12 protein-coding genes are annotated in these 17,195 nt (G+C 62.7%); 5 read left to right on the forward strand and 7 right to left on the reverse strand.

The annotated features are described in order from the left end of the window. Nucleotides 1–13: 13 nt before the first annotated feature. From accC to AFIDRAFT_RS10410, 5 genes are all read right to left on the reverse strand, one after another. A complete protein-coding gene (gene accC / locus AFIDRAFT_RS10390) occupies nucleotides 14–1,369 on the reverse strand; it encodes an acetyl-CoA carboxylase biotin carboxylase subunit (protein ID WP_009339341.1) in 1,356 nt (451 codons plus the stop codon). A gap of 37 nt (nucleotides 1,370–1,406) precedes the next feature. After that, nucleotides 1,407–1,898 (reverse strand): acetyl-CoA carboxylase biotin carboxyl carrier protein, encoded by a 492-nt coding sequence (gene accB / locus AFIDRAFT_RS10395; protein WP_009339342.1) that lies wholly within the window; start codon nucleotides 1,896–1,898, stop codon nucleotides 1,407–1,409. Between the two features lie 35 nt (nucleotides 1,899–1,933). Continuing rightward, entirely contained in the window at nucleotides 1,934–2,389 is a 456-nt protein-coding gene (gene aroQ, locus AFIDRAFT_RS10400) for a type II 3-dehydroquinate dehydratase (protein ID WP_009339343.1), read from the reverse strand. Between the two features lie 257 nt (nucleotides 2,390–2,646). After that, nucleotides 2,647–3,411 carry a DsbA family protein gene (locus tag AFIDRAFT_RS10405; protein WP_009339344.1) on the reverse strand — a complete coding sequence of 255 codons (765 nt, stop codon included), beginning with the start codon at nucleotides 3,409–3,411 and terminating at the stop codon, nucleotides 2,647–2,649. 29 nt (nucleotides 3,412–3,440) lie between these two features. After that, complete coding sequence (locus tag AFIDRAFT_RS10410; RefSeq protein ID WP_040298344.1) at nucleotides 3,441–4,847, reverse strand: M48 family metalloprotease; 1,407 nt, start codon at nucleotides 4,845–4,847, stop codon at nucleotides 3,441–3,443. A 162-nt stretch (nucleotides 4,848–5,009) separates the two neighbouring features. On the opposite strand from AFIDRAFT_RS10410, the gene AFIDRAFT_RS10415 reads away from it, so the two are divergent. After that, nucleotides 5,010–6,197, forward strand: a complete 1,188-nt coding sequence (locus AFIDRAFT_RS10415; RefSeq protein ID WP_009339346.1) for a pyridoxal phosphate-dependent aminotransferase — start codon at nucleotides 5,010–5,012, stop codon at nucleotides 6,195–6,197. 115 nt (nucleotides 6,198–6,312) lie between these two features. Here the strand turns inward: AFIDRAFT_RS10415 and AFIDRAFT_RS10420 are convergent, their stop codons facing one another. Then, nucleotides 6,313–9,237: an Rne/Rng family ribonuclease gene (locus tag AFIDRAFT_RS10420; RefSeq protein WP_009339347.1), complete on the reverse strand. Its 2,925-nt coding sequence runs from the start codon at nucleotides 9,235–9,237 to the stop codon at nucleotides 6,313–6,315. Between the two features lie 695 nt (nucleotides 9,238–9,932). On the opposite strand from AFIDRAFT_RS10420, the gene AFIDRAFT_RS10425 reads away from it, so the two are divergent. The 4 genes from AFIDRAFT_RS10425 to AFIDRAFT_RS10440 all read left to right on the forward strand — a co-directional run bounded on the left by AFIDRAFT_RS10425 (nucleotide 9,933) and on the right by AFIDRAFT_RS10440 (nucleotide 15,808). After that, a complete protein-coding gene (locus AFIDRAFT_RS10425; RefSeq protein WP_009339348.1) occupies nucleotides 9,933–11,249 on the forward strand; it encodes an N-acetylmuramoyl-L-alanine amidase in 1,317 nt (438 codons plus the stop codon). A 163-nt stretch (nucleotides 11,250–11,412) separates the two neighbouring features. Beyond that, nucleotides 11,413–13,902: a penicillin-binding protein 1A gene (locus tag AFIDRAFT_RS10430; RefSeq protein WP_009339349.1), complete on the forward strand. Its 2,490-nt coding sequence runs from the start codon at nucleotides 11,413–11,415 to the stop codon at nucleotides 13,900–13,902. A 92-nt stretch (nucleotides 13,903–13,994) separates the two neighbouring features. Next, a protein-coding gene (gene prfB, locus AFIDRAFT_RS10435; RefSeq protein ID WP_156786885.1) for a peptide chain release factor 2 occupies nucleotides 13,995–15,126 on the forward strand; the annotation gives its coding sequence in 2 pieces (ribosomal slippage) (nucleotides 13,995–14,063 and nucleotides 14,065–15,126; 1,131 coding nt in all). Nucleotides 15,127–15,148: 22 nt separating this feature from the next. Continuing rightward, nucleotides 15,149–15,808 carry a dihydrofolate reductase family protein gene (locus AFIDRAFT_RS10440; RefSeq protein WP_009339351.1) on the forward strand — a complete coding sequence of 220 codons (660 nt, stop codon included), beginning with the start codon at nucleotides 15,149–15,151 and terminating at the stop codon, nucleotides 15,806–15,808. A gap of 16 nt (nucleotides 15,809–15,824) precedes the next feature. Here the strand turns inward: AFIDRAFT_RS10440 and AFIDRAFT_RS10445 are convergent, their stop codons facing one another. Further along, a complete protein-coding gene (locus AFIDRAFT_RS10445) occupies nucleotides 15,825–17,171 on the reverse strand; it encodes a M23 family metallopeptidase (protein WP_009339352.1) in 1,347 nt (448 codons plus the stop codon). Between the last annotated feature and the right edge of the window lie 24 nt (nucleotides 17,172–17,195).

Below are 17,195 nucleotides of genomic sequence, written 5' to 3' on the forward strand. Positions count from 1 at the left end.
ATGTGCCGTTCTTTTAATGAGGCTTTGTATCTCCGCTGGCAAGATATTGTTCGAGCCAGTGAATGTGATAGTCGCCGTCGATGATGCTGGGCTCGCGGGCCAGTGCCCGGAACAGCGGCAGCGTGGTTTCGACGCCATCGATGACAATTTCATCCAGCGCACGGCGCAGCCGCATCAGGCATTCGCCGCGGGTTTTGCCATGGACGATCAGCTTGCCGACCAGAGAGTCGTAATAGGGCGGAATGACGTAGCCCTGATAGACCGCTGAATCGATCCGCACGCCGAGACCGCCGGGCGGATGGAACTGGGTGATCTTGCCGGGCGAAGGACGGAAGGTCACCGGGTTCTCGGCGTTGATGCGGCACTCGATGGCGTGGCCGTTGATGGTGACATCATTCTGCGTGCAGGGCAGGTCGCCGCCTGCTGCGACGCGGATTTGCTCCAGCACGAGATCGATGCCGGTGATCATTTCAGTGACCGGATGCTCGACCTGGATGCGGGTGTTCATTTCGATGAAATAGAATTCGCCGTCCTCGTAGAGGAATTCGATGGTGCCGACGCCGAGGTACTTCATCTCGCGCATCGCGTTCGCGCAGATTTCACCGATGCGGTGACGCGCTGCCGGCGAAATGATCGGCGAGGGGCTTTCCTCCCAGACTTTCTGGTGGCGGCGCTGCAGCGAACAGTCGCGCTCGCCGAGATGGATCGCGCCGCCGCGGCCGTCGCCCAGAATCTGGATTTCGATGTGACGTGGCTTGCCGAGATATTTTTCCAGATAGACCGAGCCATCTCCGAAGGCGGCCTTGGCCTCGTTGCTCGCGGTGGAAAGCGCCAGCATCAGATCGGCCTCGGTCTGCGCGACCTTCATGCCGCGCCCGCCGCCGCCCGCAGCGGCCTTCACCAGAACCGGGAAGCCGATTTTCTTGGCGATCGCCATGGCGTCATCGCCCGGGCTGACGCCACCATCGGAACCCGGAACCACCGGAATGCCGAGGCGCTTGGCGGTCTTCTTCGCCTCGATCTTGTCGCCCATGGTGCGGATGTGCTCAGCCTTAGGGCCGATGAAGTCGAGATCGTGTTCGGCGAGAATTTCCGCAAAGCGCGCATTCTCCGACAGGAAACCGTAACCGGGATGCACGGCATCGGCGCCGGTGATCTCGCAGGCGGCAAGTAGCGCGGGGATGTTGAGATAGCTGTCCTTGGCGGCGGGCGGGCCGATGCAGACGCTCTCATCGGCGAGGCGCACATGCATGGCGTTGGCGTCGGCAGTAGAGTGCACGGCGACGGTCGCGATGCCGAGCTCCTTGCACGCACGCAGCACGCGCAGGGCGATTTCGCCGCGATTGGCAATCAGAATCTTGTCGAACATCGTGCCTGCCTTGGCGGGCCCCTTGGAGGCCGTGGATTTATTCAATGATGACGAGGGGCTCGCCGAACTCGATCGGCTGGCCGTCTTCGACAAGAACCTGCGTGACCGTGCCGGTGCGCGGCGACGGAATCTGGTTCATCGTTTTCATCGCCTCGACGATCAACAGCGTGTCGCCGGCTTTCACCTTGGTGCCCACTTCGACGAAGGGCTTCGCGCCGGGCTCGGACGCGAGATAGGCGGTGCCGACCATCGGTGAAGGCACCATGCCGGGATGCTTGGCGACATCGAGGAGCGGAGCGGCGGTTCCGGCCGGTGAAGCGGCCGTAGCGGCTGGCGCGGCAGTGACAACAGGCGCAACCGGGACACTGGCTGCGACCGTGACGTTGCGCGCGATGCGGACGCGAAGGCCTGAGCGCTCGACTTCGATTTCGGTCAGATTGGATTCATCCAGCAGCGCCGCGAGATCGCGAATGAGATCGCGTTCGTCGATTTTGCCGGGGGTGGTTTTGTCTTGCGGCTCACGGGCCATGTCGGATTCCAGAATTGCGCGGGGACAGTGATCGATCAGGTTTTCGCCGCAAGACCGATCCGGGCGGCGAGGCCCTGGATCGCGAGCCTGTAGCCCTCGATACCGAACCCGCACAAACTCGCGAAAGCTGCCTTTGCGATGAAAGATTGGTGACGGAAACGTTCGCGTGCATAGACGTTCGAGACGTGAACTTCAACCGTTGGGATTTGTACGCCAACAAGGGCGTCATGGATCGCAATCGAGGTATGCGAATAGCCGCCAGCATTGATGATAATGCCAACGGCTTTCTTGGCCGCGGCCTCTTGGATGAGATCGACGATTTCACCTTCGCGGTTGGTCTGGCGGCAGACGGCCTCCGCGCCAAAGCGGCTGGCGGTGTCGCGGCACAGCTTCTCGACGTCGGCGAGGGTATGATGACCGTAGATTTCAGGTTCTCGCGTGCCCAGAAGGTTCAGGTTCGGGCCGTTGAGCACGTAAATCGTCTTGGTCATCCGAATGCTGATCCCTGAAATCGCGAGATGCGCCAAAAAGCGAAGCGCTGCCGGGGGTTATAGGTAATCTTAACCCGCGAGGGAAGCCTTTCTGCCGCGCCTTGGGGATAGGCAGGTTCCCGCCGCGGCGGAGAAAACCCCGTAAAAACCACGCAAATCTTTGATTAACCAATGTCCAAGGTCGGACCTGTGCGAACCCGACAAAGGCCCGCGCCGGTCTTCTGCCGGGCGCGGGCTTTTGAATGCAGAATTGAGGATCAGCAGCTTTCCTTGCCGCAGCGGGCCAGCGCGACCTTCTTGGTGAGGTCGGAGAGCCCGACCGCGCCAACCACGACATCCTTGCCGATCACGTAGCTCGGCGTGCCGGTGAGGCCCATGTCCTCGGCGATCTTGAAGTTTTCCTTCAAGGTCTCGTTGATCTGGGGGCTGGTCAGATCCTTCTCGAGCCGCGCCATGTCGACACCCACTTCCTTGGCGACGGCGAGCGCGCGTGCCTTGTCGGCCTGACCGTGGCCGCCCAGTAGCTTCTGATGGAATGCGAGATATTTCTTGCCCGACGGGTCCTGCATGTGCACGGCGATCGCAACGCGCGCGGCTTCAACTGAACCGGGGCTGAGCACCGGAAATTCCTTCAGCGTGACGCGCAGGTTCGGATCGAAGTTGATCAGGTCGAGCATGTCGCCCATGGCGCGCTTGCAGTAACCGCAATTGTAATCGAAGAACTCGACGAAATTAACGTCGCCCTTCGGGTTGCCGAGCACCACGCCATGCGGGGAATTGAACAGCGCATCGGCGTGCTTCTCGACAGCGGCCTTCTGCTTGGTGACTTCGGCTGCAGCCTGGCGGCGGCCGAGTTCTGCGGAGGCCTCTTCCAGCACTTCGGGATGAGCGATCAGATAGTTTCTGACGACCGTCTCGATGTCCTTGCGTTGCGCATCGGTGAACGACTGCGCTGACGCGGCGATGGGAAGGCTCACGGCAAGCGCGAGAGCGAATGGTGTGAGCGAGCGAAGGGACAGCATGGAGACTCCTTTGGGCCGGTAGGGCGGCGTCAGTTCTTGATCGATTTCGTATTGACGATGTCGTCGGCACGAACCCATCCGGGCGAGCCGATCGGAAAACGGGTCTTGGCGCGAGAGGCGAGGTCGCGCGCGGTCTTGTGGTCGCCACGCAGATAGGCGGCATTCGCTGCGGCAAGATCGGCGTCTGCAAGGTCGCCCTTGCGGCCATAGGCCATGGCGATTTGAGTGTAGCCGATAGGGGCCTCGGGTTCGCGCGCCAGCGCCGCCTTGAGAATCGAAATAGCCTCGTTTGCGTAGGCCTTATTATCCGACGCCACCAGCGCCTGACCAAGTAACATCTCAATGAGCGGCGCCTGATGCGACAGTTGGACCGCTTTGCGGAAGGGTGCGATGGCCTCCGTGGGACGGCCTCCTTCAAGCAGCGCCTGTCCTTTTAGCTCGTAAAAATACGGGTTGGCAGGCTCGACCTTGATAAGCCCATCGATCTGGGTGATGGCGCTGCGCGGATCGCCATGAAGATAGGTGGCGATGGCTCGGGCGTAGCGGGCTGGCAGGCTGTTGTCGGACATCGGGTAGCGGCGATACACGGTCTCGGCGCGCTCCATGAAGCCAGAGACCTTCGCGCGCATCATATCGTGGCGGTGTTGAAGCGCCGGATCGTCCTTCTTGTTCCAGTAAGGACTCGATTTTGCGAGTCCGTCGAGAGCCTCGACGCGCTCGGCAGGCATCGGGTGCGACTGCATGTAAGGGTCGGCGCCGTAAGCGGAGAACAGGCTCTCGTTCTGGAATCGCTTGAACGTCTCGTACATGCCTTTCGTGGATTGTCCGGTCGCATTGAGGAATTTGACGCCAGCCTTGTCGGCGCTTTCTTCCTGCTGGCGCTGATAGGACAACAGCGAGCGCATGATCATGGATTGCGGAGCGGCAACCGCCGCAGCACCACCGGCGCCTGCACCCGCTCTTGCACCCGCGACCGCCGCGCCGACGCCGAGCAGCATGGCGACGATCATCTGCGTTTGCGCGTTTGCGATCTGCTGGCGCATCTTTGAAAGATGGCCACCTGCAAGGTGGCCTGTTTCGTGGGCGAGCACGCCGATGAGCTGGTTCGGCGTTTCCGATTTCAGCAGCGCGCCATAATTGACGAAGATGCGTCGGCCGTCGGCGACGAAAGCGTTGAAGCTCGGGTCGTTGATGATGACGACCTGGATGTTCTGCTTCTCTAGCCCGGCGGCGCGCAGGATCGGCCGGGAATAGTCGCGCAGCAGTTGCTCGGTTTCCGTATCCCGCAGCAGGGGCGGCCCTTTCTTGGTATCCGCCGAAACCGGGCCTAGGACAGGCCAACTCGTCAGCAACAGCGCCACTGACGTGAGCGTCGCAATCGCGCGACGGGCGAAGCCGGGTCGGGCCGGTGCGGTCTGGGCGGTAAGTAACGTCATGGGCGCGGCAGGCAAATCCATCTGGTGCGAGCCACCGGCAATGGAGTGCAGCGGTAGCGCATGGTAAAGACTGTTCAAGGGACGGAATGCGGCGGGAGCGCGGCGGCGTTATCGAACCGCACCTGGCCAGTTCCGTTTTCAATCATGGGCATAGCAGATTTCATGCGGGATGGGAGAATTCGCTCCACGACGGAGCTTTTGACGGCCTCGCGCCGGGGCGATGTTCCACCGTTCATGGTGATGGACGTGATGGCGGCGGCGGCCCGAATCGAGGCCGCAGGCGGCCATGTGATCCACATGGAGGTCGGCCAGCCTGCGTCACCAGCGCCAGCGACGGCACGGGCGGCAGCCAAGGCTGCGATCGATACCGGGCGGCTGGATTACACCTCGGCACTGGGCATCCCGTCACTGCGGCAACGGATCGCGCGCTACTATCGTGAAACCCATGGCCATGACGTCGATGCCGAGCGGATCGTCGTCACCACCGGTTCGTCGAACGCCTTCATCCTGGCGTTTCTGACGCTGTTCGAGCCGGGCGACCGGGTGGCGGTGACGCTGCCGGGTTATCCGCCGTATCGCCATATTCTGACGGCTCTCGGCTGTGAGCCGGTGCCGATCGAAACCACCGCCGCAACCCGCCATGCGCTGAGCGGTGAGATGCTGCTTGCCGCGCATCGCAAGACGCCTCTCAAGGGCGTGCTGGTGGCAAGCCCGGCCAATCCTACGGGCACGATGATGAGCCGCGAGGCGATGGCGGAATTGATGGCGGCCGCCGCCAGCGAGAACATCCACTTCATTTCTGACGAAATTTATCATGGCCTCGATTACGCGTTTGCCGCGACCACGGCGGCGGCGTTGTCGGACGACGCCCTCGTCATCAACTCCTTCTCGAAATATTTCTGCATGACGGGCTGGCGCGTCGGCTGGATGGTGGTGCCAGCGCCGCTGGTGCGGCCGATCGAGCGGTTGCAGCAGAATCTGGCGATCTCGGTGCCGACGCTTTCGCAGATCGCGGCGGAAGCCGCGTTCGACGGCAAGACCGAGATGGATGCGATCAAGCACGGTTATCAGGATAACCGCCGCCTGCTGATTGAGGGATTGCCGCGCGCGGGCCTCGACAGTTTTCTGCCCGCCGATGGCGCATTCTATCTCTATGCAGATGTCTCACGTTTCACGAACGACAGCTTCGATTTCGCCCGCCGCATGCTGGAGGAAGCGCATGTCGCTGCAACGCCCGGCATCGACTTCGACCCGGTCCACGGCAAGTCATTCCTGCGCTTCTGTTACGCAGGCTCAAAGGCGGAGACGGAAGAAGCCATTGCGCGGATTACGCAATGGTTGAGGCGTTAGGGTAGCTCGTCTCACCTCTCCGTTGAGGAGAGAAATGGATGGCTCAAAAAGAACCCGGCTCAAGGAAGCGATCCTTGGCCGGGTTCTTCTTTTTATTGTCTGAAGCGGTGCGCGCTTATTCAGACCGGCGCGACCACCAGCCCATGCGGCGCGGCGCGGAGGGCGCAGGCTCGGCAGGTGACTGCGGCTCGGACGGCTCAGGCGAGGCGACCGGCGCCGGTGCCTCGGGCGCAGGCGTGTCGCTGAAGAAGAAGCTGACCTTCTCGCGCACGGTGGAGCGGCGCGGAGTCTTTTCCTCGTCATGCACGGGAGCCGGAGTCTCGTCCGCAGCCGGTGCGGATGGCTGTGCAGCCTCTGCGGCTTCCTCGACCGCGGGCTCGAATGTCTCGGGCTGCGGTGCCTCAAAAGATGGCATGCCGAGATCGCGCGGTTCTTCGTGCGGTTCAAACGAGGAATCCGCTTCGGTGTCATTGCCGGAAGCGGCTGCTTCCTCGCCATTGGCATTGTCATGATTGCCACGGCGGCGGCGGCCACCACGACGGCCACGACGGCGCGGGCGACGTTCGCCATTGTCCTGATCGGCACGCGCGGGAGCGGCGTCGGACTCGTCCTCGCCATCCTCGCCGGTTTCGACCTGAGATTCTTCGCCGGAAACGGCATCGTCATTGGCAGGAGAGGCCTGTGTGGCATCGCGGCCTTCGCCGCCACGGCCGCGTCCGCGACGGCGGCGACGGCGGCGGCGTGGTCCCTCGTCGCCTTCGCCGCGGGCCTCAGTCGTCTCGGCATCTGCGGTTTCGCCGTTCTCGGCCTCAGCTTCGACGTCTTCCTCGAAGAACTCGTCCTCGTCGTCGAACTCTTCGACTTCGACCGGCTGCGCGGCAACACGCGCGGCGAGGAGAGCCTTGGCAGCCTCGGTGGTGTGCACCTGTTCGCCGCGCTCGATGATGAAGGCTTGCTGGCCGTTCACCGTTGTGTCGGCGATCACCGACAGCGTCACCTGGAAGGCTTCTTCGAGGTCGCGCAGATGGCCGCGTTTGTGGTTGAGAACGTAGAGCGCCACATCGGTGCGGGTGCGCACCGAGTAATTGTGGGTGCCGCTCTTCATCAGTTGCTCTTCAAGGCTGCGCAGCAGTTGCAGAGCGACCGACGAGACGGAGCGGACATGACCGGTGCCGCCGCAGGTCGGGCAGGGCTCGGTGGAGCTTTCGAGCACGCTGGCGCGGATGCGCTGGCGCGACATTTCCAGAAGGCCGAAATGCGAGATGCGCCCGACCTGGATGCGCGCGCGGTCCTGCCGCAGGCAATCGCTCATTTTGCGTTCGACTGCGCGGTTGTTGCGCTTCTCGTCCATGTCGATGAAATCGATGACGATCAGGCCCGCGAGGTCGCGTAGCCGCAACTGGCGGGCGACTTCTTCGGCGGCTTCGAGATTGGTTTTGAGCGCGGTGTCCTCGATGTGATGCTCGCGCGTGGAGCGGCCCGAGTTCACGTCGATCGAGACCAGTGCTTCAGTCTGGTTGATGACGATGTAGCCGCCGGAACGCAGCGTCACGGTCGGCGAGAACATCGCATCGAGCTGGCTCTCGACGCCCATCCGCGAGAACAGCGGTTGCGTGTCGCGATAGGGCTTCACGGCGCGGACGCTGGATGGCATCAGCATCTTCATGAAGTCGCGCGCTTCCTGATAACCGGCATCACCCGACACCAGCACCTCGTCGATCTCCTTGTTGTAGAGATCGCGCAGCGAGCGCTTGATCAGCGAGCCTTCCTCGTAGACGAGGGTAGGGGCCTGCGACTTCAGCGTGAGGTCGCGCACCGTCTCCCACATGCGGATCAGGTATTCGAAGTCGCGCTTGATTTCCGGCTTGGTGCGCGAGGCACCGGCGGTGCGCAGGATGATACCCATGCCTTCCGGCACGTCGAGGTCCTGCACCACGTCCTTGAGGCGGTTGCGGTCCTGCGCCGAGGTGATCTTGCGGCTGATGCCGCCGCCGCGTGCGGTGTTCGGCATCAACACGGCATAGCGTCCGGCGAGCGACAGGTAGGTCGTAAGCGCCGCGCCCTTGTTGCCGCGCTCTTCCTTGACCACCTGCACCAGCATCACCTGGCGGCGCTTGATGACTTCCTGAATCTTGTACTGGCGGCGCGGGCGGAAGGCGCGCTCCGGCACTTCTTCCAGCGCGTCGTCGCCGCCGACGGATTCGACCTGTTCTTCTTCCTCGGCCTCATCGTCATCCTCGTCTTCGTCGCTGTGGGCGACGGACGATTCAACATGCTCGCTTTCGGAGTGTTCGTGGTCGGCATACGTGTCGTCATGAGCCTCGTCGTCAGACGCATGGTCATGATCGTGGTCGTGGAGGTGTTCATCGTCATGATGGGCGAAATCGCCCTCAGGCTGCGCCGCGGCAGGCGGATCGAAAAACGGATCGTCGATGCTTTCGTCGGCCTGGTCGCCGTAGTCGTTGCCTTCGATGCTCGGCAGCGGTTGTGCGTTCGCACTCGGCACTACCGAAGGCGCGACGGAGGCGGGCGTCACGCCATCTTCCATCGGTTCGTCGTCATAGCCATAGCCGCCGAAAGGCTGCGGCTCGGTTGAATCGTGCGGGAAGGCCGGCGGCGCGTCAGCGGCTGGTGGGCTGCCCTCGACGATCGCGCTTTGCACGCGCTCGCCACGGTCGCGACGGCGCGAATTACGATGGCGGGAACGGCGGCGGCTTGCGCGGTTCTCGTTTTCCTCTTCGGCCTCGCGGTGCGCGCGCTCGTCGGCCTCGATCAGGGCCTGACGGTCGGCGACCGGGATCTGGTAATAGTCGGGATGGATTTCGCTGAAGGCAAGGAAGCCGTGGCGATTGCCGCCATACTCAATGAACGCAGCCTGGAGCGAGGGCTCCACGCGCGTGACCTTGGCGAGATAGATGTTGCCGCGAAGCTGCTTGCGTTGTGCGGATTCGAAATCAAACTCTTCGACGCGATTGCCGCGAACCACGACGACCCGGGTCTCCTCCGGGTGGGTGGCGTCGATCAACATTTTGTTGGGCATTTTTGGACTCATGGCGGCGGACGGCAGGCCCGGCGGCTAGCGCAGCATGCGCGGCCGGACGGCGGAACGGTCCACCTGATTCGGGGGTGAGGGGAAGGCCAAACCGCAAGGCGATGCCCCGTGCCGAATCCAGCCCGAACGTCTTCCGTTGCGCAAACGCGTCGCGTCGGATTGTCGTGGGACCTGGGAAGACCTCTTGGGAGGCCCGGATCGGCGTAACAGTGTGGCGCATCTAAGCAGCGGCCCGTCTAAATCGTTCGGCAGCGGTGTGCTGCCTTGTCTTGCCAACGGGACCAGCAGGAGCTGGGTGCATTAAAAGCCAGCCGACGTTGTGAGCGCCGGATTGGCAGTCCGCGTCCTTGCGGGCGCGAGCCGGTTGCCGTCTGGCTTCCTGTTTCTCCCGAACCTCGAACCGGCTTTCCGGACCCGGCCGCGCGCTGCGCTGGCTGGGAGGAGGGTCGGTCAATCCGTTGGGCCTCAATACATTTCGGGGCCGAACGCTGGTGCGGGAGTTGAACGCGATACAACCGGAAGTTCAAACCGTCAGCAGGCAAAACATACGGTCATTGGGGTCTTCTGGCAAGGGAAGCGTCACGCGGCTGCAACACAAGCCCGTAAACAGTGTTTCAGGGGTAAGCAGCGGTTAACCGTGGAGTCCTATTGGGATAAAAGGGGGCGCCGAGGCGGGGGATTTCTTGAAAAGCTGGACGAAAATCCGCGTTCTGCGGGCGATCACCGCCAGTTTTGCCTGGGCGGCGCTGTCCAGTGCCCCGGCGGCGTACGCGGTTGAGTCGGTTCCGCCACGCCCGGAAGTTGCAGCCAGCCTGCCGGTCGCATCCGATGCGCGCGTTGCGGGCGACGAGCGGCAATCGCGCTTCATCCTTGATCTCGACCGCAAGGTCGACGTGCATGGCTTCGTGCTGGCCGATCCTTACCGGGTCGTGGTCGACATGCCCCAAGTGGCATTCCGCTTGCCCGAGGGTAGCGGCAAGATCGGCCGGGGGCTCGTGCGGGCGTTCCGCTATGGCATGGTGATGCCCGGCGCCTCGCGGATCGTGATGGATTTGAGCGGTCCGGCGAAGATCGAAAAGGCATATTCGCTGGATGCGGCCAACGGTCAGCCGGCAAGGCTGGTGGTTGAACTGGCGGCGTCCGACGCGGAAACGGTGAAGCGCGAAGCGCGGCAGGCCGCGACACAAGGGTTGCGTCCCACCGTTGTCGCCGATGCTGATCCGAATGCGAAAATTCCACCGCAGAACGCCAAGCCTGAGGATTCCCGTCCCGTCATCGTGCTCGATCCCGGCCATGGCGGCATCGACAACGGCACGGTCGCTTCCAGCGGCGAAAACGAGAAGGATCTCGTGCTTGCCTTCGCCAAGGCGCTGCGCGAGCGCATTGAAAAATCCGGCAAATATCGCGTGGTGATGACGCGCGACGACGACACCTTCATTCCGCTCGCCGAGCGCGTGAAGTTCGCCCGCGACCACGCGGCCTCGCTGTTCGTATCCATTCATGCAGACGCATTGCCGAAGGCGGAAGGCGATGCGCAGGGCGCCACGATCTACACCTTGTCCGACCGCGCCTCCGACATCGAGGCGGAGAAGCTGGCGGAGTCCGAGAACAAGGCCGACGCCATCGCCGGTATCGACCTGACCGAGGAGCCGACCGAGGTGGCGGATATCCTGATCGACCTCACGCAGCGGGAAACGCGAGCATTCTCAAGCCGTTTCGCCAAAACCCTGATGCATGAAATGAAGACGGTGGCGCGGATGCATAAGCATCCTCTCAAGTCCGCCGGGTTCCGGGTTCTGAAGGCGCATGACGTGCCGTCGGTGCTGGTCGAGTTGGGTTACGTGTCGAACAAGGGCGACCTGCACAATCTGGTCTCGGATAGTTGGCGCGAGAAAACGGCTGGTTCCGTCACCGCCGCGATCGATGCGTTTTTCGGTCCGCGTGGTGGCGCTCCGGCCACACGGATGAGCGCCGGGGCATCCGTGAGCGCGAAGCCCTGATAGAGCCCTAGTTTGGACACAGGCTCCGCTTTATAGAGGATCGGGAAAACTGAATCGGTCGCCCGCAAGCGCCTGCCTCAGTGCTATGGTTCCGCCGCGATCCGGTCGCGCTGAGCGAGATCGCCCCGGCCAGAGGCGTCTTTAAACTGAATATGGATTGAGAATGCGGTTGCTGGTGCGCTTCCTGGGGTTCCTTTTTGCCGCCGGAACGATCCTGTTCCTGGTTGGCGTCAGCGCCGTCGCGGGCCTGCTCTGGCATTACTCAAAGGACCTGCCGGACTACACCCAGCTCAAGAACTACGAGCCTCCGGTGATGACGCGCGTTCATGCCGCCGATGGTTCGCTGCTCGCCGAATACGCCAAGGAACGCCGTCTCTATCTGCCGATCCAGGCGATCCCCAAGCGCGTCATCAATTCCTTCCTCGCCGCCGAGGACAAGAATTTCTACGAGCATGGCGGTATCGATTTCACTGGCATGGCGCGCGCGGCATTATTGTATGCGCAGAACTACGGCTCGAACCGCCGCCCGCAGGGTGCCTCCACCATCACCCAGCAGGTCGCGAAGAACTTCCTGCTGACAAACGAAGTCTCCTTTACCCGCAAGATCAAGGAAGCCTTGCTGGCGATGCGCATCGAGCGCACCTACAGCAAGGAAAAGATCCTCGAGCTTTATCTCAACGAGATCTATCTCGGTCTTGGCGCCTATGGCATCGCCGCTGCCTCGCTCGTTTACTTCGACAAGTCGGTCAACGAATTGACGATCGCGGAAGCGGCCTATCTCGCCGCTCTGCCGAAGGCGCCCGCCCAGCTTCATCCGGTGCGCAACCATGATCGCGCGGTCGAGCGCCGCAATTACGTGATCGACCGTCTTGCCGAGAATGGCTGGATTAAGCCTGCGGAAGCCGCCGCCGCGCGCAAGGAGCCGCTTGTCGTCACCAGCCGCAGCAACGCGACGCATGTCTTCGCGGGCGAGTATTTCGCCGAGGAGGTCCGCCGCGACATCTTCGAGCGCTACGGCGAAAAGAAACTCTATGAGGGCGGCCTGTCGGTGCGCGCCACCCTCGATCCGAAATTGCAGGTGATCGCACGCCAGGCGATGGTCAAGGGTCTCGTCAACTACGACGAGTCGGTCGGCTGGCGCGGGCCTGTCACCAAAATCGATATCAGCGGCGACTGGGGCATAAAACTCGCCGAGGTCAAATCGCTGTCCGACGTTTCACCGTGGCGCATGGCGGTGGTGCTGGAGGCGAACGACCAGTCCGCGCGCATCGGCTTCCAGCCGGGCCGCGTGCTCGGTGGCGCGGTCTCCAAGGCGCGTGATACTGGCCTCGTGACCATGGACGGCGTGCGCTGGGCTAAAGCCGCTTCGGGGCCGACCCGCTACAAGGCTCCGACCAAGGTGACACAGGTGTTGACGCCGGGTGATGTGGTCTATGTCGATCCGCTGCTTGGCAAGGACGGCAAGGTGGTCGAGGGGCAATACCGGCTGCGCCAGATTCCCGAAGTGTCGGGCGGCATGATCGTGATGGACCCGAACACCGGCCGCGTGCTGGCCATGAGTGGCGGTTTCTCGTTCGACCAGAGTCAGTTCAACCGCGCCACGCAGGCCTACCGGCAGCCCGGTTCATCCTTCAAGCCGATCGTCTATTCGACCGCGCTGGACAACGGCTACACGCCGTCGAGCATCGTGGTCGATGCGCCGATCGAAATCGATCAGGGCTCTGGCAATGTGTGGCGGCCCGAAAACTATTCGACCGGCAAGTATTACGGTCCGCAGACGCTCCGCTTCGGCCTCGAGCACTCCGTCAATAACATGACGGTGCGGCTTGCGCAGGATATCGGCATGCCGATCATCGGTGAATATGCCAAGCGCTTCGGTGTCTATGACGAATTGCCGAACTATCTGTCCTACGCGCTTGGTGCGGGCGAGACGACCGTGATGCGCATGGTGACGGCGTATTCGATGATCGCCAATGGCGGCAAGCGCGTGAAGGCGACCTTGATCGATCGCATCCAGGACCGCTTCGGCCACACCATCTACAAGCACGACCAGCGCGAATGCCGTGGCTGCGATGCGCCGGAGGGTTGGCACAACCAGCCCGAGCCGACGCTGATTGACCGGCGCGAGCAGGTGCTCGATCCGATGACGGCCTACCAGATCACCTCGATGATGGAAGGCGTGGTCCAGCGTGGCACCGCGACCGTCGTGCGCGAGGTCGGCAAGCCGATCGCGGGCAAGACCGGCACCACCAACGAGGAAAAGGACGCCTGGTTCGTCGGCTTCTCGCCGAATATCGTTGTCGGCCTGTATATCGGCTACGACAAGCCGAAGCCGCTCGGCCGTGGCGGCACCGGCGGCCATCTCGCCGCGCCGATCGCCAAGGATTTCCTCAAGGTCGCGCTGGCGGACAAGCCTGCGGTGCCGTTCCGCGTGCCTGCGGGCATCAAACTCGTGCGCGTCGATCTCAAGAGTGGCATGCGGGCGGGGCCGGGCGATACCGGCCGCACCATCCTCGAGGCCTTCAAACCGGGGACCGCACCCCCTGACAATTACGCAGCCATCGGCATGGCCGACGGCAACGGGCAGGTGCTCACCGTGTCGCCCGACGCGGATCGCGCGATCATGCGCCCGGGTACCGGCGGCCTTTATTGACCTGATTGCATCGGCGCGCCGCAGCGGCTAAGTCCTGCGGCACGATTTGCGCGCGTGCGCTTCCTTGTTTGAATGAGAGACGAAGAACCAAGATGCGTCCTGAAGTCGAACGCCTTGTCGAAGAGATCAAGCAGTCAGTCGGGCTGCTGAGGAGGCATCTTTGACGTCGATACCGCAACCGCGCGTCTCGCCGAACTGAACAACCTCGCCGAAGACCCCAATCTCTGGAATGATCCGCAGAAAGCCCAGAAGCTGATGCAGGAGCGGACCTCGCTCGAAAACCAGCTTGGCGGCATCGGGCGGACCGAACGCGAACTCGAGGACCAGATCGGCATGATCGAACTCGGCGAGGCCGAGAACGACGAGGCCGTGGTGACCGAGGCCGAAAACGCGCTGAAGGCGCTCAAGAAGGATGTCGCGCGCCAGGAGCTGGAAGCGCTGCTCTCCGGCGAGGCCGACAAGTTCGACACCTACCTCGAAGTCCATGCCGGCGCGGGCGGGACCGAGAGCCAGGACTGGGCCTCGATGCTGTTGCGCATGTACACGCGTTGGGCCGAGCGCAAGGGCTTCAAGGTCGAGTATCTCGAAGAGACGCAAGGCGAAGAAGCGGGCATCAAGTCCGCGACGATCCAGATCAGCGGCCACAATGCCTATGGCTGGCTCAAGACCGAAGCAGGCGTGCACCGCCTCGTGCGCATTTCTCCTTACGATTCCAACGCACGGCGGCACACGTCGTTTTCGAGCATCGCGATTTTCCCGGTGGTCGACAATTCGATCAAGATCGACATCAACGAGTCCGATGTGCGCGTCGACACCATGCGTTCGGGCGGCGCGGGTGGCCAGCACGTCAACAAAACCGAATCCGCGGTGCGCCTTACGCATATCCCGACCGGCGTGGCCGTGGTCTGTCAGGCCGGGCGCTCACAGCACAAGAATCGCGCGCAAGCGTGGGACATGTTGCGTGCGCGGCTTTACGAGATTGAACTGAAGAAGCGTGAAGAGCAGGCCGCCGCCGATCAGGCCGCCAAGACCGATATCGGCTGGGGCCATCAGATTCGCTCCTACGTGCTGCAGCCGTATCAGATGGTGAAGGATCTGCGCACTGGCGTGCAGACGTCGGACACGTCGGGCGTACTCGATGGCGATCTCGACGAGTTCATGGCCGCGACGCTGGCGCAGAGGGCCTTCGGCACCGCGCCCGGCCAGATCGAGGACGTGGACTGATTTTCTTTGTTGAGGAGCTGCGATGAATGCACAAGGCAAACTAATCGTTCGCAGCTTCTCGGTCTCCCTTGATGGCTATGGTGCTGGCCCGGATCAGAGTCTCGACAGCCCGCTCGGTGTTGGCGGGTTTGGCCTGCATCAATGGGCTATGGCCACGCGCACGTTCCAGAACAAGGTCTTCGGAAGGGACGGCGGCGCAACCGGTCCTGACGACGATCTGGCCGCGATGGGTTTTGAGAATCTCGGCGCGTGGATCATGGGTCGCAACATGTTCGGCCCAGTTCGTGGCGCTTGGCCAGATGAAACCTGGAAGGGATGGTGGGGCGATGAGCCGCCATACCACTGTCCGGTTTTTGTCCTGACCCACCACGCACGTGCGCCGATCACGATGAAAGGCGGCACCGTCTTTCATTTTGTAACGGACGGAATCGAGGTGGCGCTTGACCGTGCGAGACAGGCGGCCGGGGGCAAGGACATTCGTGTCGGCGGCGGCGTGACGACGATCCGCGAGTATCTTCGCGCGAGGCTGATCGACGATTTGCACATCGCGATTTCGCCGGTCCTGCTGGGGCGCGGCGAAGCCCTTTTTGACGGGATCGATCTTCCTGGGCTCGGCTACACGGTCGGTGAGCATATCGCGACACTGAACGCCATGCATCTGCGGTTTCACCGCAAGGATTGAGCAGGCGAGTAAACGATCAGCCCTGAGCGAACCGCGCGCCCGCGCGCAGAAAACGCTGCGGGTCGACGGCTTCGCCGTTGATACGCGTTTCATAATGCAGGTGCGGTCCAGTCGAGCGGCCGGTGGAGCCGACTTCGCCGACCACTTCGCCGGTCTTCACGACATCGCCGACTTTCACGTCGATTTGCGACAGGTGTCCGTAACGGGTGGCAAGACCGTTGCCGTGATCGATCTCGACCATCCGGCCATAGCCGCCTGACCATCCTGCGGATGTGACTTTACCGTCGGCGGTGGCGCGCACCGGATCGCCGGTCGAAGCGCGGAAATCGAGGCCGGTGTGCATCGCGGGCCGCCCCACGAATGGATCGTTGCGTACGCCGAAGCCTGAGGACAATTCGATTTCTCCGACCACCGGCTTGCGATAGGGCACCATCGCCAGCGTGCGGTTGAGCTTGTCGACTTGCGCGCGGCTCAACGCGACACGATAGAGCTGCTTGTCGAACGCACTCGCGTTGGCGGTCGGAGCGCGCACCGGAATATAGGGGCCGCCGACATGGCCCCTCGGTGTTGCGGCTTCGAGCTTTGCCATGTTCAGCCCGAGGTCGGAGATCAGGCCATGCACGCGCTGCAGCCTCGTGTCGTAACGTTTCTCAGCCGCATTGAGGCTTGCGACCTGACGGTTTTCGATCTTGTCGAGAGAGGATTCCAGACGCGCCAGCATGTTGCCAGATTCATGTTTGGCCGCCATGCGGCTGTGTGACGTTCCGAAGACCGACGGGCGCACGTCGAGGCGCGCATGGCGTTCCGATGGCGTGGTATCGACCGGCGCGATGTCGTTGATCGGGGAAGGCTTCGGCGTTCCGCGTGGTGTATGGGTTGGCCGGATCGAGCCAGTGGCTGCATTGTCCGGTAAACCCATCAGCGCATTGGTGCGTGATTCCAGCGTGGACTGGCGGCGCAGGATCTGCGTGAGCTTCTGGTCGTATTCTTCCTGATCGAGCAACTGACGGCTGGTCGTACGGTCGATCCGCGAGCGAAGCTCCGCGATGCGGTCCTCATAGGCGTATTGCATATCGGCCTGACGCGCAATCAGACGTGTCAGCACGTCGTCGCGGAAGGCAAAATAGGTCGCGGTCGCGGCCGACCATGCCCCCATCAGGATGATCGATCCGGTGATGATCCAGAATACGACCGGCCCGACGCGGACCTGCTTGCCGTGATGAATTAGGGCGTAGCCGTTGGGCTTGGATCGCGGTTGCGGGGTGTTCCGGGCCGGTGGAGGCGGACGACGAGGCATCTGGCGCCCGTCATCATGCGGATAGTGGTGGGACGTGTGATTGTACTGACGGTAGGGCGGCGACATCGGAACTCCTGAGCCGGCCAAACA

The sequence above is a fragment of the Afipia sp. 1NLS2 genome (genome assembly GCF_000178995.1).
Taxonomy (GTDB): Bacteria; Pseudomonadota; Alphaproteobacteria; order Rhizobiales; family Xanthobacteraceae; genus Afipia.